14 protein-coding genes are annotated in these 19,313 nt (G+C 71.6%); 6 read left to right on the forward strand and 8 right to left on the reverse strand.

Features of this window, described 5'->3' with window-relative positions; translation table 11 throughout:
- Positions 1 to 157: 157 nt before the first annotated feature.
- The 3 genes from ACWDAK_RS37440 to metH all read right to left on the reverse strand — a co-directional run bounded on the left by ACWDAK_RS37440 (position 158) and on the right by metH (position 6,520).
- On the reverse strand, positions 158 to 1,774 hold the full coding sequence (locus ACWDAK_RS37440) for an ABC transporter substrate-binding protein (RefSeq protein WP_344635505.1): 1,617 nt from the start codon (positions 1,772 to 1,774) through the stop codon (positions 158 to 160).
- Positions 1,775 to 2,181: 407 nt separating this feature from the next.
- Positions 2,182 to 2,886, reverse strand: coding sequence for an HAD family hydrolase (locus ACWDAK_RS37445; protein WP_344635506.1), 705 nt, complete (start codon positions 2,884 to 2,886; stop codon positions 2,182 to 2,184).
- Positions 2,887 to 3,019: 133 nt separating this feature from the next.
- The gene (metH, locus tag ACWDAK_RS37450) at positions 3,020 to 6,520 is read right to left on the reverse strand and encodes a methionine synthase (RefSeq protein ID WP_427393056.1); all 3,501 of its coding nucleotides are present in this window, start codon (positions 6,518 to 6,520) and stop codon (positions 3,020 to 3,022) included.
- Positions 6,521 to 6,742: 222 nt separating this feature from the next.
- Here metH and ACWDAK_RS37455 point away from each other — a divergent pair, with 222 nt between their 5' ends.
- From ACWDAK_RS37455 to ACWDAK_RS37465, 3 genes are all read left to right on the forward strand, one after another.
- Positions 6,743 to 7,720 (forward strand): glycoside hydrolase family 18 protein, encoded by a 978-nt coding sequence (locus tag ACWDAK_RS37455; RefSeq protein WP_427393055.1) that lies wholly within the window; start codon positions 6,743 to 6,745, stop codon positions 7,718 to 7,720.
- A gap of 104 nt (positions 7,721 to 7,824) precedes the next feature.
- Complete coding sequence (locus ACWDAK_RS37460) at positions 7,825 to 8,649, forward strand: SGNH/GDSL hydrolase family protein (RefSeq protein ID WP_427393054.1); 825 nt, start codon at positions 7,825 to 7,827, stop codon at positions 8,647 to 8,649.
- Positions 8,650 to 8,854: 205 nt separating this feature from the next.
- On the forward strand, positions 8,855 to 9,829 hold the full coding sequence (locus ACWDAK_RS37465) for a PAC2 family protein (protein WP_344635510.1): 975 nt from the start codon (positions 8,855 to 8,857) through the stop codon (positions 9,827 to 9,829).
- Between the two features lie 258 nt (positions 9,830 to 10,087).
- On the opposite strand, the gene mshC is transcribed toward ACWDAK_RS37465, so the two are convergent.
- The 4 genes from mshC to ACWDAK_RS37485 all read right to left on the reverse strand — a co-directional run bounded on the left by mshC (position 10,088) and on the right by ACWDAK_RS37485 (position 13,860).
- Positions 10,088 to 11,317 (reverse strand): cysteine--1-D-myo-inosityl 2-amino-2-deoxy-alpha-D-glucopyranoside ligase, encoded by a 1,230-nt coding sequence (mshC, locus tag ACWDAK_RS37470; RefSeq protein ID WP_427393053.1) that lies wholly within the window; start codon positions 11,315 to 11,317, stop codon positions 10,088 to 10,090.
- Between the two features lie 149 nt (positions 11,318 to 11,466).
- Complete coding sequence (locus tag ACWDAK_RS37475) at positions 11,467 to 12,264, reverse strand: SCO1664 family protein (protein ID WP_344635714.1); 798 nt, start codon at positions 12,262 to 12,264, stop codon at positions 11,467 to 11,469.
- Positions 12,265 to 12,374: 110 nt separating this feature from the next.
- A complete protein-coding gene (locus tag ACWDAK_RS37480) occupies positions 12,375 to 12,947 on the reverse strand; it encodes a DUF3090 domain-containing protein (protein WP_344635512.1) in 573 nt (190 codons plus the stop codon).
- A gap of 217 nt (positions 12,948 to 13,164) precedes the next feature.
- Positions 13,165 to 13,860 (reverse strand): histidine phosphatase family protein, encoded by a 696-nt coding sequence (locus tag ACWDAK_RS37485; protein ID WP_344635513.1) that lies wholly within the window; start codon positions 13,858 to 13,860, stop codon positions 13,165 to 13,167.
- 163 nt (positions 13,861 to 14,023) lie between these two features.
- On the opposite strand from ACWDAK_RS37485, the gene ACWDAK_RS37490 reads away from it, so the two are divergent.
- Complete coding sequence (locus ACWDAK_RS37490; RefSeq protein ID WP_344635514.1) at positions 14,024 to 15,004, forward strand: magnesium and cobalt transport protein CorA; 981 nt, start codon at positions 14,024 to 14,026, stop codon at positions 15,002 to 15,004.
- A 59-nt stretch (positions 15,005 to 15,063) separates the two neighbouring features.
- Here ACWDAK_RS37490 and ACWDAK_RS37495 read toward each other — a convergent pair whose 3' ends face one another.
- Complete coding sequence (locus ACWDAK_RS37495; RefSeq protein WP_427393052.1) at positions 15,064 to 16,110, reverse strand: LLM class F420-dependent oxidoreductase; 1,047 nt, start codon at positions 16,108 to 16,110, stop codon at positions 15,064 to 15,066.
- Positions 16,111 to 16,463: 353 nt separating this feature from the next.
- Between ACWDAK_RS37495 and ACWDAK_RS37500 the strand changes: the two genes are divergently transcribed.
- Together ACWDAK_RS37500 and ACWDAK_RS37505 are read left to right on the forward strand one after the other, a co-directional pair.
- Complete coding sequence (locus ACWDAK_RS37500; RefSeq protein ID WP_344635516.1) at positions 16,464 to 17,444, forward strand: aldo/keto reductase; 981 nt, start codon at positions 16,464 to 16,466, stop codon at positions 17,442 to 17,444.
- 10 nt (positions 17,445 to 17,454) lie between these two features.
- The coding region (locus ACWDAK_RS37505) for a helix-hairpin-helix domain-containing protein (RefSeq protein ID WP_449806546.1) at positions 17,455 to 19,313 on the forward strand (1,859 nt) is incomplete at its 3' end.

Genomic DNA, 19,313 nt, shown 5'->3' on the forward strand with positions numbered 1-19,313 from the left:
GCCGGGTGGCGGGAAGCAACTCCTCGACTGGAAAGGACATCTGACTCCTCGTTCCCGTTCGTGTCCGGCTCGGCGCGGCCGACCATACCCCGGGCCCCCTCCTCCGGGAGGAGGGGCCGCCCTTCGCCGTCCGCGGTCAACTCACCGCGCTGTCAGCTCACTTCTTGGTGCGGCCGATGTCCCAGAGACGGAACACACCCGTGGTGTCGACGGTGGTCTCGACACCGGTGATGTTGTTGCGCGAGACGTAGAACGCCTTGCTCTGGAACAGCGGGATCAGCGGCGCCTGGTCCGCGATCATGTTCTGGACCTGGGTGTAGTTGCCGCCGGCCGTGCGGTCGGTCTGCTTGATACTGTCCGGCACCAGCTGCTGCGAGATCTTCGGGTCGTCCCAGCCGGTGTGGAAGACGCCGCCGTCGACCAGCAGCGGGGAGACGAAGTCGTCCGGGTCCGGGTAGTCGGGGGTCCAGCTCACCAGGTAGGCCTGGTAGGAGCCGGAGCTCCAGCCGTCCTGGTACTTCTTGAAGTCCTTCTCCTGCTGGACGGTCACCTGGAACAGGCCGCCGTCCTCCAGCTCCCTCTTGATCTCGTTGATCTCACGGTCGCCCGAGCGGCTGCTGGACGAGGTGATGTTCAGCTTGATCGGAACCGGGGTCTGGAGCTTGGCTCCGGCGAGGTACCGCTTCGCCTTGTTGACGTCCGGGTCCTGGTACTTGTCGAAGAACGAGGTGTTGTGCCCGGTGATCCCGGCCGGGATGAGCGAGTAGAGCGGCTGGACGGTCTCGGCGTACGCGTTGCCGGCGAGCGCCTTGCGGTCGATCAGCTGCGCCACCGCCTGCCGGACGGCCTGGTTGCCGACAGTGCTGTCCTTGGTGTTGAAGGCCAGGTAGCGGCTCTCGCCGCTGTCCCCCTCGGCCACCTTGTAGTCGCCCTTGCCGGCCTGCTGATCGGTCTCCATCTTGGCGGAGACGGCCGGGTCGAGGCTGTTGTTGTCGACCAGGTCGATGTCGCCCTTGTCCAGGGCCGTCTTGATGTCGTCCGCGCTGTTGTAGAAGCGGACCACGAACTTGTTGTTCTGCAGCTTGGCGTCGCCGCCGTACTGGCTGTTGGCGGAGAGGGCGACCTTGCCCAGCGCGTGGGAGTCGTTGCCCGCCAGGTCCTCGATCGAGTCGATCTTGTAGGGCCCCGAGCCGACGATCTTGTCGTTCGACAGCAGGTGGTCAGCGGGGAAGACCTGGTGGTCCACGATCGACCCGGCGGCCGAGGCCAGCTTGGCCGGGAGCACCGCGTCCGGGGTCTTCAGGTGGATGACCACACCCGTGTCGCCCTTGGTCTCCACCGACTTGATGGTGGAGAGCAGCGTGGCCGGGCCGCTGGCGTCCTTGATCTTCAGCATGCGCTGCACCGAGAACACGGCGTCCTCGTTGGTCAGCGGATGCCCGTTGGAGAACTTGAGCCCGTCGCGCATGGTGCACTCGTAGGTGAGCGCGTCCGACCCGGTGAAGGCGCAGGACTTCGCCGCGTCCGGCTGCGGCGTGGTGGCACCCTCGGGGAACTTCAGCAGCGACTGGAAGACGTTGTCGAACAGCAGCCAGGAGCCCGAGTCGTACGCACCGGCCGGGTCGAGCACCGTGGTGGTGTTGACCGTACCCATCGTGATCGGGCCGTTCCCGGAGCCGCCCGTGACGGCCTTGGTGGCCGAGGCGCAGCCTGCTGCGGTGGTCGCGACCAGCACGGCACACCCGAGCACGGCCAGTCGATTACCAGAGGTCATGCGGATACGTTTCCTTCTGCTGCGGGCCGGCCTGGGATGCCGGAGGCTGCCGCCTGACGCGCCGGGATGAGGCAGCGCCTACGGGGTCCGTACGACCGCACCGTCGGCACATCGGACGGGATCACCCGTGGATGGCGAGGGCACGACGAGGAGTTTTCGAGCAGCTGTTCGTGGGGACACTGGTTGAGATGTAGCGTGCCATATCAAACATGTCCGAATTACACCTGCAAGTGAACACTTTGGACATCAGACGGCCGGTCAGTGCCGCCCGGCCGAAAACTTGTCAGACAATGTCCCATTTCTCCCTCTTTGACGAGAGAGCAAGCTCACATTCCAACCGGGTGTAAGTTTCTGATAAGTAACTTCGCCGGGCGACGACGGTGCGTCAGCCCAGGATGAGCACCGCCTCAGACCCGGGCGGCGACCACCGAGCGCAGCAGCTCCAGATCGACCTGTTCCAGGGAGCTCAGCACGGTGCGTCCGGGGCCCGGCTCGATCGGCGCGACCGAGGGCACCGCGATGACCGGGCAGCCCGCGGCCTGCCCGGCCTGGACGCCGAGCGGTGCGTCCTCGACCACCACGCAGCGGCCCGGCTCGGCGCCGAAGCGGGTGACGGCGGCCAGGTAGGGGTCGGGGTGCGGCTTGGTCCTGGCGACCTCGTCGCCGGCGATCGAGAAGGCGAAGTGCTGGGCGCCCAGGCTCTGCAGCACGATGTCGATGATGTGACGGTGCGAGGCGGAGACCAGCGCGGCCGGGATGCCGTGCGCGTTCAGGGTGTTGAGCAGCCGTTCGGCACCGGGCATCAGCGGGACGCCGCCCGCCAGCAGGTCCACGAAGCGCTGGTTGATCAGCACCGTGAGGTCTGCCGGGGCCAGGTCCACGCCGGTTCTGGCCAGCAAGTAGTCGATCACCCGGCTCATCGGGCCGCCGACCACATGGGCCCGGTCCGCGTCGGTGAGCTCATGGCCCAGCTCGGCGAAGAGCGAGAACTCCGCCTGCCACCAGAAGTCCTCGGTGTCCACCAAGGTCCCGTCCATGTCCAGCAGCACCGCCTGGAGGCCCTGACCGCTGCTGTGGTCGAGTCCCGTGGTGGCGGTCGAGATGGTGGTCATGGCGGAAGGTCCTTCCGGTCACGGAGCCTGGAGATGGCACAGGCCGGTCCGCTGGTGAGCGGACCGGCCCGTCAGGATGATCCAGGATACGCCCCGTCCGCCGGAATGAGGCGAACGGAATGCAGCTCCCGGGTTACCGGGCGTTGAAGTACTTGGCCTCGGGGTGGTGGATCACGATGGCGTCGGTGGACTGCTCCGGGTGCAGCTGGAACTCCTCCGAGAGCACCACGCCGATCCGTTCGGGCCGCAGCAGGTCGGCGATCTTGGCGCGGTCCTCCAGCTCGGGGCAGGCGCCGTAGCCGAGGGAGAAGCGGGCGCCCCGGTACTTCAGGGCGAACATGTCCTTCACGTCCTGGGGGTCCTCGTCGCCGAAGCCGAGCTCGTAGCGGACCCGGGCGTGCCAGAACTCGGCCAGCGCCTCGGCCAGTTGGACCGAGAGGCCGTGCAACTCCAGGTAGTCCCGGTAGGCGTTGGCGGCGAACAGCTCGTTCGCGGCCTCGGAGATCCGGTTGCCCATGGTGACCACCTGCAGGCCCACCACGTCCTTCTCACCGGACTCCTCCGGGCGGAAGAAGTCCGCCAGGCACAGCCGGCGCCCGCGTCGCTGCCGCGGGAAGGTGAACCGGGTGTGCTCGGAGCCGTCCTCGTTGTAGACGATCAGGTCGTCGCCCTTGGACGCGGCCGGGAAGTAGCCGTAGACCACCGCCGGCTCCAGCCAGCCCTCGGTCTGCAGCCGGTCCAGCCACATCCGCAGCCGCGGACGGCCCTCGGTCTCCACCAGCTCCTCGTAGCTGGGGCCGTCACCGCTGCGGGAGGCCTTCAGACCCCACTGCCCCTTGAACAGCGCGTCCTCGTCCAGCCATGACGCGTAGTCCGCGAACGGGATGCCCTTGACGATCCGGTCCCCCCAGAACGGCGGGGCCGGAACCCGGTTGTCGACCACCACGTCGGAGCGGATCTGCCCGAGGTTCTCCTCCGGCTCCTCCACCGCCTCGACCCGGGCGTGCCGGCGCTGCCTGAGCTCGGGCAGCTCGGCACCCGGCACTCCGCGCTTGACCGCGACCAGCGCGTCCATCAGTTTGAGGCCCTCGAAGGCGTCGCGGGCGTAGCGGACTTCGCCTTGGTAGATGGCGTGGAGGTCCTGTTCGACGTAGGCGCGGGTGAGGGCGGCGCCGCCGAGGATGACGGGGAAGTCGGCGGCCAGTCCGCGCTGGTTGAGCTCTTCCAGGTTCTCCTTCATGATCACGGTGGACTTCACCAGCAGGCCGGACATGCCGATCACGTCCGCGTTGTGTTCCCGGGCCGCGTCCACGATCGCCGCGACGGGCTGCTTGATGCCCAGGTTCACCACGTTGTAGCCGTTGTTGGACAGGATGATGTCGACCAGGTTCTTGCCGATGTCATGGACGTCGCCCTTGACCGTGGCCAGCACGATCGTGCCCTTGCCCTCTGAATCGGACTTCTCCATGTGGGGTTCCAGATGGGCGACCGCGGCCTTCATCACCTCGGCGGACTGCAGCACGAACGGCAACTGCATCTGCCCCGAACCGAACAGCTCACCGACCACCTTCATCCCCGACAGCAACGTGTCGTTGATGATCTCCAACGCCGGACGGGAGGCCATCGCCTCGTCCAAGTCACCTTCCAGGCCGCCCCGTTCACCGTCGATGATCCGGCGCTGCAGGCGCTCCTCCAGCGGCAGTGCCGCCAGTTCCTCCGCCTTGGACGCCTTCAACGACGCCGACGACACGCCCTCGAACAACTGCAGCAGCCGCTGCAGCGGGTCGTACCCCTCCCGCCGCCGGTCGTGGACCAGATCCAGCGCCACCTCACGCTGCTCCTGCGGGATCCGCGCGATCGGCAGGATCTTCGAGGCGTGCACGATCGCCGAGTCCAGCCCGGCCTCGACGCACTCGTGCAGGAACACCGAGTTCAGCACCTGCCGCGCCGCCGGCGACAGCCCGAAGGAGATGTTCGACAGTCCGAGCGTCGTCTGCACCCCCGGGTGGCGGCGCTTCAGCTCCCGGATCGCCTCGATCGTCTCGATCCCGTCCCGCCGCGACTCCTCCTGGCCCGTGCCCAGCGTGAACGTCAGGCAGTCCACCAGGATCGCGCCCTCGTCGATCCCGTACTCACCCGTCAGCTGCGCGATCAGCCGCTCCGCGACCGCGACCTTCTTCTCCGCCGTACGGGCCTGACCCTCCTCGTCGATCGTCAACGCGATCAGCCCCGCGCCGTGCTCCCGCGCCAACGACGCGATCCGGCCGAACCGCGTTCCCGGCCCGTCCCCGTCCTCGTAGTTGACGGAGTTCAGCACCGCACGGCCACCCAGCGCCTCGAGCCCCGCCCGCAGCACGTCCGGCTCGGTCGAGTCCAGCACGATCGGCAGCGTCGAAGCGGTCGCCAGCCGACCCGCGACCTCCCGCATGTCCGCCACACCGTCACGGCCGACATAGTCCACGCACAGATCGAGCATGTGCGAACCGTCCCGGATCTGCTCCCGGGCGATCTCCACACACGCCTGCCAATCCCCCGCCAGCATCGACTCGCGGAACTTCTTCGACCCGTTCGCGTTCGTCCGCTCACCGATCGCCAGGTACGAGGTGTCCTGCCTGAACGGCACCGACTGGTACAACGACGACGCCGCCGGCTCCGGCCGCGGATCACGCGAGACCACCGGCCGGCCCTGCACCCGCTCCACCACCGCCCGCAGGTGCTCCGGAGTCGTCCCGCAGCACCCACCCACCAACGACAGCCCGTACTCCCGCGTGAACGTGTCGTGCGCGTCCGCCAACTCCACCGGACTGAGCGGATAGTGCGCACCATCCTTGCCCAGCACCGGCAGACCCGCGTTCGGCATGCACGACAGGCCGATTCGCGCGTTCTTGGCCAGGTAACGCAGATGCTCACTCATCTCGGCCGGGCCGGTGGCGCAGTTCAGCCCGATGTAGTCCACGCCCAGCGGCTCCAACGCCGTCAGCGCCGCCCCGATCTCCGAGCCGAGCAGCATCGTGCCCGTGGTCTCGACGGTGACCTGGACGAGGACCGGCAGGTCCAGACCCGCCTCCGCCAGCGCGCGCTTGCACCCCAGGATCGCCGCCTTGGTCTGCAGAAGATCCTGGCTGGTCTCCACCAGCAGCGCATCCGCACCACCCGCGATCAGACCCGCCGCATTCCGCTCGAACCCGTTCCGCAACACCTCATACGGCGCGTGCCCCAGCGTCGGCAGCTTCGTCCCGGGCCCGATCGAACCCAGCACCCAGCGGGTACGGCCGTCGTCGTGGGCATCGGCCGCCTCACGGGCGATCCGCGCGCCCGCCTGCGACAACTCGAAGATCCGCTCCGAGATCCCGTACTCCCCCAGCGCCGCGTGGTTCGCCCCGAAGGTGTTGGTCTCCACGCAGTCCACGCCCACCGCGAAGTAGGCGTCATGCACCGAACGCACGATGTCCGGACGGGTCAGGTTCAGGATCTCGTTGCACCCCTCCAACTGCTGGAAGTCATCCAGCGTCGGATCCTGCGCCTGAAGCATCGTGCCCATCGCCCCGTCCGCGACCACCACACGGGTCGCGAGGGCTTCGCGCAAGGCATTCGCGCGATCTTGCTGAGCGGACGAGGGGACGACTGTGGCCATGGGGCTACTCCCTGGGTGCGACGGCTGTCGGCTATGCGTCCCCTCCGGTGTTTGGGGACGCACGCCGCCAGCGTATCCGGACACCTGCCCGGGCACAGAACCTGTTTCGAATCGTGAGCGTCCCCTCGGTCGGAGGGGAGTGGATCAATGGACACGGGGAAGAACCGCGCAGGCGCCTGGCGACGCAGGTGGCGGGGGTGGTCACGAGGGCGAAGGACGTTGGTGGCGAGCCTGCTCGGACTGGTCGTGCTGCTGATACCTCCGGCCTCGGCCGCCGCCGCACTGCGCCTGCAGTACACGGGGGAACCGCCTGCCGAGGCGCGTACCCGAGGACATGACGCGGTCTGGCTCGGCCACGCGTGGGTGGACGGCCGAAAGGGGGACGCCGACCTCGTCTCCTTGACGCGGCAGCTGGCCGGCACCGGTATCCGCGACCTCTACGTGCACACCGGTCCGCTGGGCGACGACGGCTCGATGGATGGCGCCAAGCACCCGAAGGCGGCCTGGCTCGTGGCGGCCGTCCACCGGGCGGCGCCCGGGCTGCGGGTGCAGGCCTGGCTGGGCAATGTGGTGGCGCCCGAGGAGAACGGGCTGCACCTGGACCAGGCCGAGACCCGGAACCGGATCACCGACGCCGCCCGGCAGGTGCTCGACCTCGGCTTCGACGGCGTCCACTTCGACCTGGAGCCGGTCCGCTCCGATTCCGCCGGCTTCCTCGCATTGCTGGACCAGGCGCACGCGGTGACCGCCGAGCGCCACGCGCAGCTCTCGGTGGCCGCGCCGCAGATCGACCCGCTGCCCGGACTGCACTCGGCGGGCATCGCGCTCGCCGGCCACGGCAAGTGGTGGTCGCAGGCGTACTTCGCGCAGGTCGCCAGGCGGGTGGAGCAGATCGCGGTGATGTCGTACGACACCGCCATGCCGCTGGAGTCGCTCTACGGCGGCTATGTCGCCCAGCAGACCGCGCTGGCACTCGAGGCCACCCCGCCCGGGGTCGATCTGCTGATGGGCCTGCCCGCGTACTGGGACGAGAGTTTCGGGCACCGGGGCTCAGCCGAGACGGTGACCGCGGCGGTCCGGGGCGCCCGGCTGGCGCTGGGCCGCAACGACCGGCAGGCCTTCGGCCTGGCGCTGTACGCCGACTTCTCCGCCACCGCAGCGGACTGGGCCGCGTACCGAAGCGGCTGGTGTGCGGCCTGAGGGCGGCGCCCCCTCGCGCCCTGCGCGGCAGGACGCGACCTGGCCACTACCATCCGCATTCGACACGTCACATTCCGTGCCCGTCGAATGCTCGGAGGACCGCCATGCGTCGCCGCCTGCTCGCCGCCGCCACCGCCCTGCCGCTCGCCCTGCCACTCGCCCTGGGCGCGACACCCGCCGCCGCGACACCCGCCACCAGGTCGGTGACCAACTACGTCGCACTCGGGGACTCGTTCTCCGCCGGGCTCGGCGCCGGCTCGTACGACCCGGCCAGCGGGGACTGCCATCGCAGCAGACTCGCCTACGGCCCGCTCTGGGCCGGCGGCCACCCGGGGACCGGATCCGGCTTCGTGGCTTGCAGCGGGGCCACCACCGACGACGTGGTGCGCGACCAGCTGCCCAGGCTGGCCTCCGGCACCACGCTCGCGACCGTCACCATCGGCGGCAACGACCTGGGCTTCGGCAAGGCGATCGCCTCCTGCCTCCTGCCCCTCACCGCCGAGCGGGTCTGCGATGCGGCGATCGCCGAGTCCGAGCGCAGACTGCGCGACGAGCTGCCCGGCAAACTGGCGCAGACCTACCGGGCGATCGCCGGGGCAACTCCGGGGGCGAAGGTGGTGGTCGCGGGCTATCCGCACCTGCTGGAGCACGGCTCCGTCCCCTGCTCGGTCGGCACCCCGGCCCGGCGCGACCGGTTCAACGCCCTGACGGACCGGCTAGATGATCTGATCCGCACTCAGTCCACCAAGCAGGGCTTCGACTTCGCCGACGTACGCGGTGCCTTCGCCGGCCACGGCGTGTGCGCCGACGGCGGCCAGGAGTGGATCAGGCGGCTCGTGGTACCCGCCTACTGGGAGTCCTTCCACCCGACCGCGACCGGCCAGGCCCGGGGCTATCTCCCGCCCGTCTCGGCGGCGCTCGCCGGCTGAACCCGCACCCGCTGTCCGGCGGACCGGCCCCTGCCGTCACAGGACAGGCATCAAAGCCCGTAGGCTGGGCAGGTAGGGACCATGGAACGGGCAGTTCCAGGTGGAGAAGGTTCAGCAGTCGGCAGCCAGCCGTCAGTTCCCGTGGACGGACAGGCCGTACCGGCGACGCGGGGCGGGCCGCTGACCGACCGGAGGGAGACACTGGGTGATCGAGCTGGAAGATGTTCCCGAGTTGATCGACCCGGTGATGGTCTGTGCGTTCGAGGGCTGGAACGACGCGGGCGACGCCGCCTCGGCAGCGGTCGGGCATCTGGACGAGACCTGGGGCGGCAAGGTGTTCGCCGCACTGGACGCCGAGGACTACTACGACTTCCAGGTCAACCGGCCCACGGTGTGGCTGGACGGCGGCGTGCGCCGGATCACCTGGCCGACCACCCGCCTGTCGGTGGTCCGGGTCACCGAGCCCACCACCCGTGACCTGGTACTGGTCCGGGGTATCGAGCCGAGCATGCGCTGGCGCTCGTACTGCAACGAACTGCTCGGGTTCGCCCACGAGTTGGGCGTCGAGCTGGTGGTGATCCTCGGCGCACTGCTCGGGGACACCCCGCACAGCCGGCCGGTGCCGGTCAGCGGCGTCACCTCGGACGCGGCGCTCGCCCGCCGGCTCGACCTGGAGGAGAGCAGGTACGAGGGCCCGACGGGGATCGTCGGCGTGCTCCAGGAGGCCTGCGCGCACGCCGGTGTCCCGGCGGTGACGCTCTGGGCGGCGGTGCCGCACTACGTGGCGCAGCCGCCCAACCCCAAGGCCACGCTGGCGCTGATCAACAAGCTGGAGGACCTGCTCGACCTGCGGATCCCGCCGGGCGAGCTGAGCGAGGACGCCCGCGCCTGGCAGCTCGGGGTGGACCAGCTGGCCGCCGAGGACAGCGAGGTGGCCGAGTACGTCCAGCAGTTGGAGGAGGCGCAGGACACCGCCGATCTGCCGGAGGCGTCCGGCGACGCCATCGCCCGGGAGTTCGAGCGCTATCTCCGTCGCCGGGAGAACCTCGGCCCGACCGGCGAGAAGCCGGCCGTCGGCCACGCCACGGCGGAACGCCCGAGCGAGTCCGGCGCCAAGGAGACCAAGCAGCCGGAGGAGCCCCAGGACTCGGACGAGGACAGCGACGACGACGAGGACTGAGCCCGGCACCCGGGTCCGCACAGGCGGCTGTCCGCCTCCGTGCGCCCGGGTCCGCACGCACGACGGGGCGCGGGGAGCCGCGCTGCCGGCACCTCCGCGAAGGTGCGTGGTCGGCAGCACGGCTCCCCGCGCTCTGTCGGTTTCCGGAGGCGGACCGTTCCCGGAGGCGGACCGTTCCCGGAGGCGGACCGTTCCCGGAGGCGGACCGTTCCCGGAGGCGGACCGTTCCCGGAGGCGGACCGTTCCCGGGGAAGACCCCTAGAGGGCGACGCCGAGCAGGGCGTCCACCGTCCGCGAGACCAGTCCGGGCGCCCCGGTGTCGGTGCCGCCGGTCTCGCCCTGCTGCGCGACCCAGCGGTCGACGGCCGCCAGCGCGGCGGGCGCGTCCAAGTCCTCGGCCAGGGCGGCGCGGACCTCGGCGAGCAGCGCCTCGGCCGACGGGCCGTCCGGACGGGAGACCGCGGCGCGCCAGCAGGCCAGCCGGTCCACGGCGCCGTCCAGGTCGTCCTTGGTCCACTCCCAGTCGCTGCGGTAGTGGTGGGCCAGAAGCGCCAGCCGGATCGCCGCCGGGTCGACGCCGTCGCGGCGCAGCGCGGAGACGAACACCAGGTTGCCGCGGGACTTGGACATCTTGTGACCGTCCAGGGCGACCATCCCCGCGTGCACGTAGGCGCGGGCGTAGGGGTGGGCGCCGGTGGCGACGTGTGCGTGCGAGGCGCCCATCTCGTGGTGCGGGAAGGAGAGGTCGCTGCCGCCGCCCTGGATGTCGAAGGACATCCCGAGGTACTGCAGGGCGATCGCCACGCACTCGATGTGCCAGCCGGGGCGGCCGTGGCCGAGCTCGGTGTCCCAGGCGGGCTCGCCCTCGCGGGCGGCCAGCCAGAGCAGCGGGTCGAGGCGGTGCTTCTTGCCGGGGCGGTCCGGGTCGCCGCCGCGCTCGGCGAAGACCGGGAGCATGGCCTCGCGGTCGAGCCCGGAGACATCGCCGAAGTGCGGGTCGGACTCGACGGAGAAGTAGATGTCGCCGTCCAGGTCGTACGCGGCACCGCTCGCCAGCAGCTTCTTGACCAGCGGGACGATCCACGGGATGGACTCGACCGCGCCGATGTAGTGGGCCGGGGGGAGCATCCGCAGGGCGGTCATGTCCTCGCGGAACAGGGCGGTCTCACGCTCGGCGAGCACCGTCCAGTCCATGCCGGTGGCCACGGCCCGCTCCAGCAGCGGGTCGTCGACATCGGTGACGTTCTGGACGTAGAGGACGTCGTGGCCGGCGTCCTTCCACACCCTCTGCACCAGGTCGAACGCCGTGTAGGTGGCGGCGTGTCCCAGGTGGGTGGCGTCGTAGGGGGTGATGCCGCAGACGTAGATCCGAGCGGTGCCGTCCTGCGGCACCACCTTCCGGACTCCGCCGGTGGCGGTGTCGTGGATACGGAGCGGGAGCCCCTGACCGGGCAGGGCGGGAACCTCGGAGGCGGGCCAGGCATGCATGGGACCGACTCTAACCTTGCGATCATTTGAAAGGCTAACCAGTTACCAAGATCGGCCAGAATCAGCTTCTAATCGATCAGGTTCGATCACAACCCAGGATCGTCCCGACACGTGGAACAGCGGACCCGCCGTCGGGGCGGCAGCGGTCCTCAGACCGGCGGCCAGGGAATCGACGGCCAGTCAGGAGACGGCAGTGGGTGCCGAGCGGTGCGGCGCAGCACGTCCACCCGCTCCGCGGCGGCGGTCAGTTCGGCGTCGGTGAGATGCGGACGCAGACGTTCGCCCAGCGCACCGTCCAAATCATCCGCGAGCCGGGCCAGGACGTCGAGCGCCTCCTCGGCCACGGGCTGCTCGGCCCAGCCCCAGAGCAGGGTGCGCAGCTTGCCGGGGACCGCGAAGGTCACCCCGTGGTCGATCCCGTAGAGCCGCCCGTCGGCCGCCGGGATCCAGTGACCGCCCTTGCGGTCGGCGTTGTTGAGCACCGCGTCCAGCACCGCGAGCCGGCGCAGTCGCTCGTCGTCCCGGTGCACCAGCAGCGCGACGCGGCCTGGACCGACCTCGGCCCGGACGATCGGCAGCCAGCCCGGCTCGGGGCCGGCCGGGTCCTGCAGTGCCAGCAGTTCCTCGGCCGCCGGATCCGGCTCCACCCAGAGCTGGACCATGCCGCAGCCGTGGGGGCCGTCCCGCAGCACGGTCGGCGGTATCAGCCCCCAGCCGGTGGCCGCCGAGACCTCGTACGCGGCGACCTCGCGCCCGGCTAGGGTGCCGTCGGGGAAGTCCCACAGCGGGCGTTCCCCGGCGACCGGCTTGTAGACACAGGGCGCGGTCAGCCCGTCCAGGGTCGCGGTGCAGTACAGCACGGCGTTGGAGGCGTCGGTGAGTCGGCCGTGGACGGTGAGCCCGCCCTCACGCAGCAGGTGCAGCGCCGTGCCGGCATCGGCCGCCAGGGCGGCGCTGCCCACCGGATCCGCGAACGGCAAGCCCAAGGTGTCCTGTGGCCCCTCCGATTCGTCCGGCTGCCCGGCCGCGGCCTCCCGGACGGGAGCCTGGTCGCCGTTCAGCGCCGGTAGCCGTTCGCGCGCGGGCACAGGTGCCCCTCCGGGTCGAGCGGGAGGTTGCAGAACGGGCACGGCTTGCGGCCGGCCGCGACCAGGTCCAGCGCACGCTTGGCGAAGACCCGGGCCATCGCGCCGGAGAGCCGCACCCGGAGCATGTCGGGGCCGTGCTCCTCGTCCTCGAACAGCCGCTCGTCGGCCTCCTCGTCCTCGCCCTCGTCCTCGACCATCGCCTGGGCCTCGACCACCAGGCACTCGTCCGCGCTGTCCCAGGCGAGCGCCATGGTCCCGACCCGGAACTCCTGCTCCAGCGGGAGGTCCAGCGGCGCGGTGTCGATCAGCTCGGCCGGGGCGATGGCGGGGATCGACGCCGAGCCGCCGCTGCGCCGCAGCGCCTCGTCCAGCACCTGGTCGACCCGCTCGGCCAGCGCCATGACCTGGGCCTTCTCCAGCAGCACGCTGGTGATCCGCCCCCGGGTGCTGGCCTGCAGGTAGAACGCCCGCTGGCCGGGCTGGCCGACGGTGCCGGCTACGAACCGCTCGGGCTGGTCGTAGAAGTAGACCTGACGAGGCACTCTCTCGCTCCGGGTTCACGATGGGTCGGTCAAGGGCTTATGTGCCACCCTACGGCCTGCATGCCCGCCTCGGTGGGTCAGGTGCGGAGCAGTCAGCCGGATGTCAGTTCCGCCGCACCTGACGGGCGGCGAATGCACCGCACACCCGGTGTCCGGGCTCGTACCGGTCGGTCCCCGTTCGCCGTGCCGGGTCGGCCGGTTCCGCAGTCGGCCCGGTTCAGCCGGTACCGGTGTCGCCGCCGACCACCGCGTCGCCGCGGGGCGTGCGCGTGTCGGGGCGCGGGGCGAGCGAGGCGAGGCTGCCGGTGTCGCCGACCCGGAGCACGAACGGGCGCCGCGAGGTGTACCGGATCACGCTGACCGAGCAGGGTTCGACCGAGATCCGCTGGAAGTGGTCCAGGTGCAGGCCCAGTGCGTCCGCCAGCACGGCCTTGATCACGTCGCCGTGCGAGCAGGCCACCCAGACCGCGTCGGGTCCGTGCTCGGCGGCGATCTTCTCGTCCCACTCGCGGACGGCCGTCACGGTGCGGTGGCTCAGCTCGCGCAGCGACTCACCACCGGGGAAGGCGGCCGCCGCCGCGTGGTCCTGCACGGTGCGCCAGAGCGGCTCGGTGGCCAGCTCGGCCAGCGGCCGGCCGGTCCAGTCGCCGTAGTGGCACTCGCCGAGCCGCTCGTCCAGTGCGGCCGAACCGAGTTCGGGCCGGGCCGCCAGCAGCGGCTCCAGGGTCTGGCGGCAGCGCTCCAGCGGGCTGCTCACCGCCTGCGCCAGCGCGATGCCCGCCAACCGGTCGGCCAGCCCCCCGGCCTGGGTGCGTCCGGTGTCGTCCAGTTCCACCCCCGGCGTCCAACCGGCGAGAATCCCGGCGGCGTTGGCGGTGGAACGACCGTGGCGGACGAGCAGCAGCGTGGGCATGGGGCCCAGCCTACGGCCTCGGGCCGGGCGCGTGGCCCGCCCGTACGGCGTGACGGGCCTCCTCCCCGGCCCGCCGGGCGGCCCGGGGAGTCCGGCGGTCGCCGTCCGCGCCGCCGACTCCGCGGTCATCCGGTGTCGGGCGGGCAGCCGCCACAATGGCCGGATGATCGTCGATAGCGCCATCTACCGTGACGGCCACCGGAGTCAGGGGCCCGCGGACCTCTCGGACGCCCTGGAGGTCGCCCGGAGCGCCGGGGACGGGTTCGTCTGGGTCGGCCTGTTCGAGCCCACCGCTGAGGAGTTGGACCTGGTCAGCGCGGAGTTCGGCCTCCACCCGCTCGCCGTCGAGGACGCCGTGCGGGCGCACCAGCGGCCGAAGTTGGAGCGGTACGAGGGCTCGCTGTTCATGGTGCTCAAGACGATCGGCTACCACCCCGAGGGCTGGGCGGTCAGCGTCGGTGAACTGATGCTCTTCGTCGGCGACTCGTACGTGGTGACGGTCCGGCACGGCACGGACAGTCCGCTCTCGGGCCTGCGCACCGCCATGGGGCAGGACCCCGCGCTGCTCGCCGCCGGCCCGGTCGCCGTGCTCTACGCCATCGCCGACCTGGTGGTGGACGGCTATCTCGACGTCGCCGCCGCCCTGCAGGCCGACCTGGACGAACTGGAAGCCGGGGTCTTCGCCCCCGGCCGCCCGTCGGCGGACACCGCCGAGCGGATCTACGCCTTCAAACGCCAGGTGATGACCTTCCGCCGGGCCACCGCCCCGCTGCAGGATCCGGTGCTCCGGCTCGCCCGCGGCGACATCGAGTGCGTGCCGCAGCAGTTGCGGCCCTACCTGCGTGACGTGGCCGACCACCTGGCCCGGGTCAACGAGATGGTCGACGGACTGGACCGGCTGCTCTCGGACATCCTCAACGCCAACCTCGCGCAGGTGAGCGTGCAGCAGAACAACGACATGCGGAAGATCTCGGCCTGGGCGGCGCTGGCGGCCGTGCCGACCATGATCGCCGGCATCTACGGCATGAACTTCACCCACATGCCCGAACTGCGCCAGCCCTGGGGCTACCCGGCCGCACTCGCCCTGATGACCGGCGTCTGCGTGGTCCTCCACCGCGTCTTCAAACGCAGCGGCTGGCTGTGACTCCCCTGCCCGGTCGAGGCGGACCGGGGCGGGGGCGCGGTTCCCCGCGCCCCCGGACCTCAGGCGAGGCCCGCCAGTTCGAGGGCCTCGACGCCGGTGCGGAGCGCGGCGATCCGCTCCTCCAGGGTGAACCCGGCCGGTGCCAGCGTCAGCGTGGTGACCCCGGCGTCGGCGTACGCCTGCATCCGGTCGGCGATCCGGGCCGTGGGGCCCAGCAGCGAGGTGGCGTCGATCAGGTCGTACGGGACGGCGGCGGCGGCACCCGCGTAGTCCTTGGCCAGGTAGCGCTCCTGGATCTCGTCGGCGGCCTGCTCGTAACCCATCCGACGGGTGAGCTGGTTGTAGAAGTTCTTCTCCTTGCTGCCCATGCCGCCGATGTAGAGCGCCGCGTAGGAGCGCTGCGAGTCGGCGGCTGCCTTGACGTCCTCACCGGGCGAGATGGCCACCGTCGGGCAGAGGTCGAAGCCGTCCAGGGTCTGCCCCGCCTTGGCGCGGCCGGCCCTGAGCGGCTCGAGGGAGAGCGCGGCGTGCTCGGGCGCGAAGAAGATGCCCAGCCAGCCGTCGGCGATCTCGCCGGTCTGTTCCAGGTTCTTCGGGCCGATCGCGGCGATGTACAGCGGGATGTGCTCGCGCACCGGGTGCACCGTGAGCTTGATCGGCTTGCCCGGCCCGCCGGGCAGCGGCAGCGTCCAGTTGGTGCCCTCGTGCACCAGCCGCTCCCGGGACATCGCCTTGCGGATGATCTCCACGTACTCCCGGGTGCGGGCCAGCGGCTTGTCGAACTTGACTCCGTACCAGCCCTCGGAGACCTGCGGGCCCGAGACGCCGAGGCCCAGCCGGAAGCGGCCGCCGGAGAGGGTGTCCAGGGTGGCGGCGGTCATCGCGGTCATGGTGGGCGTGCGGGCCGGGATCTGGAAGATCGCCGAGCCGACGTCGATCCGCTCGGTCTTCGCGGCGACGTAGCTGAGCACGGTGGCGGCGTCCGAGCCGTACGCCTCGGCGGCCCAGCAGACCGAGTAGCCGAGGCGGTCCGCCTCCTGGGCCACCGCGATGTTGTCGGCGTCCATGCCGAGCCCCCAGTAGCCGAGGTTGATGCCGAGTCGCATGCTGCCAAGCCCTTCAGGTCGCTCCGGTCCGGTCGGTCTTCCGCCCGGCCGCGTTCGGTACGGCGGTGCTTCCCACGGCCGCGTCCGCTGCTTCGCGCGCACGCCCTCCGTGGTCGCGGTGGCGCGCGGCGTGCCCGGGCTGGTGTTCCGGTGGACGCGCGTCCGTGTCGGCCGAGCGTAACCGGGGGCTCGCAGGTCAGGCTACTAGCCGGTAGATGTGGGCTGCGTCACGCCGCACCATCCCCGCTCCTGCGGGTCTGCCGAGTAGCCAGGGAAGTGGCCGCTACGCTCAGCCCAACGGGGGAAGAACCCTTCCCACCTGCGCGTTTACCAGCTGACGGAGGCTCTGCCCGATGGAAAAGCGTCACCTCGGCCGGACCGGGCTGCGGGTGTCCAGGCTCGGCCTCGGCACCATGACCTGGGGCCGGGACACCGACGAGATCGCGGCTGCCGAGCAGCTCAAGGTCTTCGTCGACGCGGGCGGCACCCTGATCGACACCGCCGACGTCTACGCAGACGGTGGCGCCGAGTACCTGCTCTCCCGGCTGACCGAGAACCTGATCCCCCGTTCCGAGCTGGTCATCGCCACCAAGGCGGGCAGCACCCCGGACCCCGACCGCCGCTTCGACACCTCCCGCGGCTGGCTGCTCGCCGCCCTGGACGCCTCACTGCGCCGCCTGGGCACCGACCACGTCGACCTCTGGCAGGTCCACGCGTACGACCCGGCCACCCCCACCGAGGAGACCCTGCACGCCCTCGACCTGGCCGTCAGTTCCGGCCGCGCCCGCTACGCCGGGGTCGCCGGCTTCAGCGGCTGGCAGCTCGCCAAGGCCGCCACCTGGCAACTCGCCCACCCCGAACGGGTACCGCTGGCGAGCACCCAGATGGAGTACTCGCTGCTCCAGCGCGGCATCGAGCGCGAGGTGCTGCCCGCCGCGCTGGACGCCGGGATCGGTGTGCTCGCCTCCTCGCCGATCGGCCGTGGCGTGCTCACCGGCAAGTACCGGCACGGCGTACCGCCCGAGTCGCGCGGCGCCTCCCCCCACCTCACCGGCTTCGTCCAGCCCTACCTCGGCGAACGGTCCCGGCGCATCGTGGACGCCCTGGCCACTGCCGCCGGCGGCCTCGCCAGCAGCCCGCTCGCGGTCTCCCTGGCGTGGGTCCGGGACCGGCCCGGAGTGGCGAGCGCCCTGGTCGGCGCCCGTACCGCCGCACAGCTGAGCGCGGCGCTGTCAGTGGAGGCGCTTACGCTTCCGGAGGAGATTCGAGGTGCGCTGGACGATGTCTCGGCGCCGGTACACCGCTACCCCGACCAGGGGTGGACGGAGCTGTGAGGAGCGATTGATGGGCGACGGCGACGTGGAGAACGGCCGCGTGGAGAACAGCGCTCCCGGGCACCGCACCGAGGCCGTCGCGGCCCTGGCGGAGGCGATCCGCAACATCGGCCGCCAGGGCGAGCCGGTGGCACCGGGCCACGGCGACGCCCCGGCGAAGGGCGCCGTCGGCGGCGGCCCGGCTTCCGCGCCCGAGGCCACGGCTCCGGCCGAGGCCGCTCCGGTGGCCGGGGCTTCGAGCGGGACCGCGCGGGTGCCGGACCAGCAGCGCGCCGACGCACTGCGGGCCGCCGCCGAGGTGCTGGCAGCGGGCGGTGCGCCGACCGCGCTGGCCGAGGCCGCCGTCGCCGAGTTCGGTGAGGGCGCGGCTCAGACCCTGCGGGACGACCCCTGGGCGGTGCTCGCGCTGCCCGGCGTCCGGCCCGAGCACGCGGACGGCTTCGCGCGCGGGCTGCTCGGTCCGGCGGCCGGTCCCGGTGACCGACGCCGTGCGCGGGCACTGGTGCCCTGGTTGCTGGAGCAGGCGGTGCTGCGCGGCCACTCGGCGTTCGAGATCGGTGAGGTGGTCGCGGGGCTGGAGCGGGCCGGCCTGCCCGACGCGGCCGCCGCACTCCAGGAGGTCGTGGTGGACGGCCGGGTGATGGCCTTCCAGGACGAGATCCCGGACAGCCACCAGTCCGCCGCCTCGGACGAGGACGAGCCCCCGACCCGCACTCTGCTGGCCCTCGAGCGCCTCGCGCTGGCCGAGGAGAGCCTCGCCGACGGCCTCGTCAGGATCATGTCCACCTTCGTCCCGGGAGAGGACGGCGACGAGGAGGCGGACGAAGCCGCGACCGACGCCGAGGAGCCCTCGGCCGACGTTTCCACGGCGAAGGTTTCCACGGCGGACGACGGCGACGCCGGCGAGGTCCGGCCACCGGAGGTGCAGGAGGTACGGACGGCTCCGCGCACCGCCGGACCGTCCGCCTGGGACGCCGCCGCCACGGCCGCTCCCAGCTCCTCGGCCACCGCGCTGATCAGGGCGGTGGCCGCCAACTCGCTGGTCCTCCACACGGGCGGTGAGGCGGCCCGCGCCGAACCCGCCGCACTGCTGCACGCGGCGCACGGCCTCGGCCTGCGCGTCTGGGCCGTGACCTGGACCGATCAGGGGCGCGACAGCCTCGCCGCACTCCTGCCCGGCGCCGGGCGCACCGAAGGGGCCGACGCAGAGCGCGGTGAAGGGCCCGGTGGACGGCCCGGCGAGGTGCCCGGCGACGCGGCCCGCACCCGGGTGGCCACGCTCACCGACCTGCTCTCCGGGGCGGCCGGTCCCGGCCGCGCCGAGGACGGTTCGCTCGCGCTGGACGTCCTGGTCGTCCTGGACGCCCCGCTGCTCGACGTCGAGCTGGCGGCCACCCTGCTGGAGGCCCTGGCCGACGGCACCCGGCTGGTGCTCAGCGGCGACCCGGGCCAGCTCTGGTCGGCCGGGCCCGGACGGTTCTTCGCCGATCTGCTCGCCGCGAAGGTCTGCCCCGCGGTGGCCTCCCGGACCCCGGACTTCGGTCCGATCGGCGAACTGGTCTCGGGGATCGGCATCGGCGAACTGCAGAACGTCGAGGCGCCGGAGAAGGAGGTGGTGATCGTCACCGCCAAGGACGGCGCCGAGGCCGTGCACCGCGCGATCCAGTTGCTCACCGACTCGATCCCGCGTGCCCTGGGCATCCCGGTCGAGCAGGTGGTCCTGCTGACCCCGGGCCACGGCGGCAGCGCGGGCACCCGGGTGCTGAACGCCGCTGCCAAGGCCCGGCTCAACCCCGGCCCCGGCCGGTTCGGCGGCTTCGACCCGGGTGACCGGGTGGTGTACTCGCCCGTCCCCGGCATCACCCGCCC

The organism is Kitasatospora sp. NPDC001175 (genome assembly GCF_053598215.1).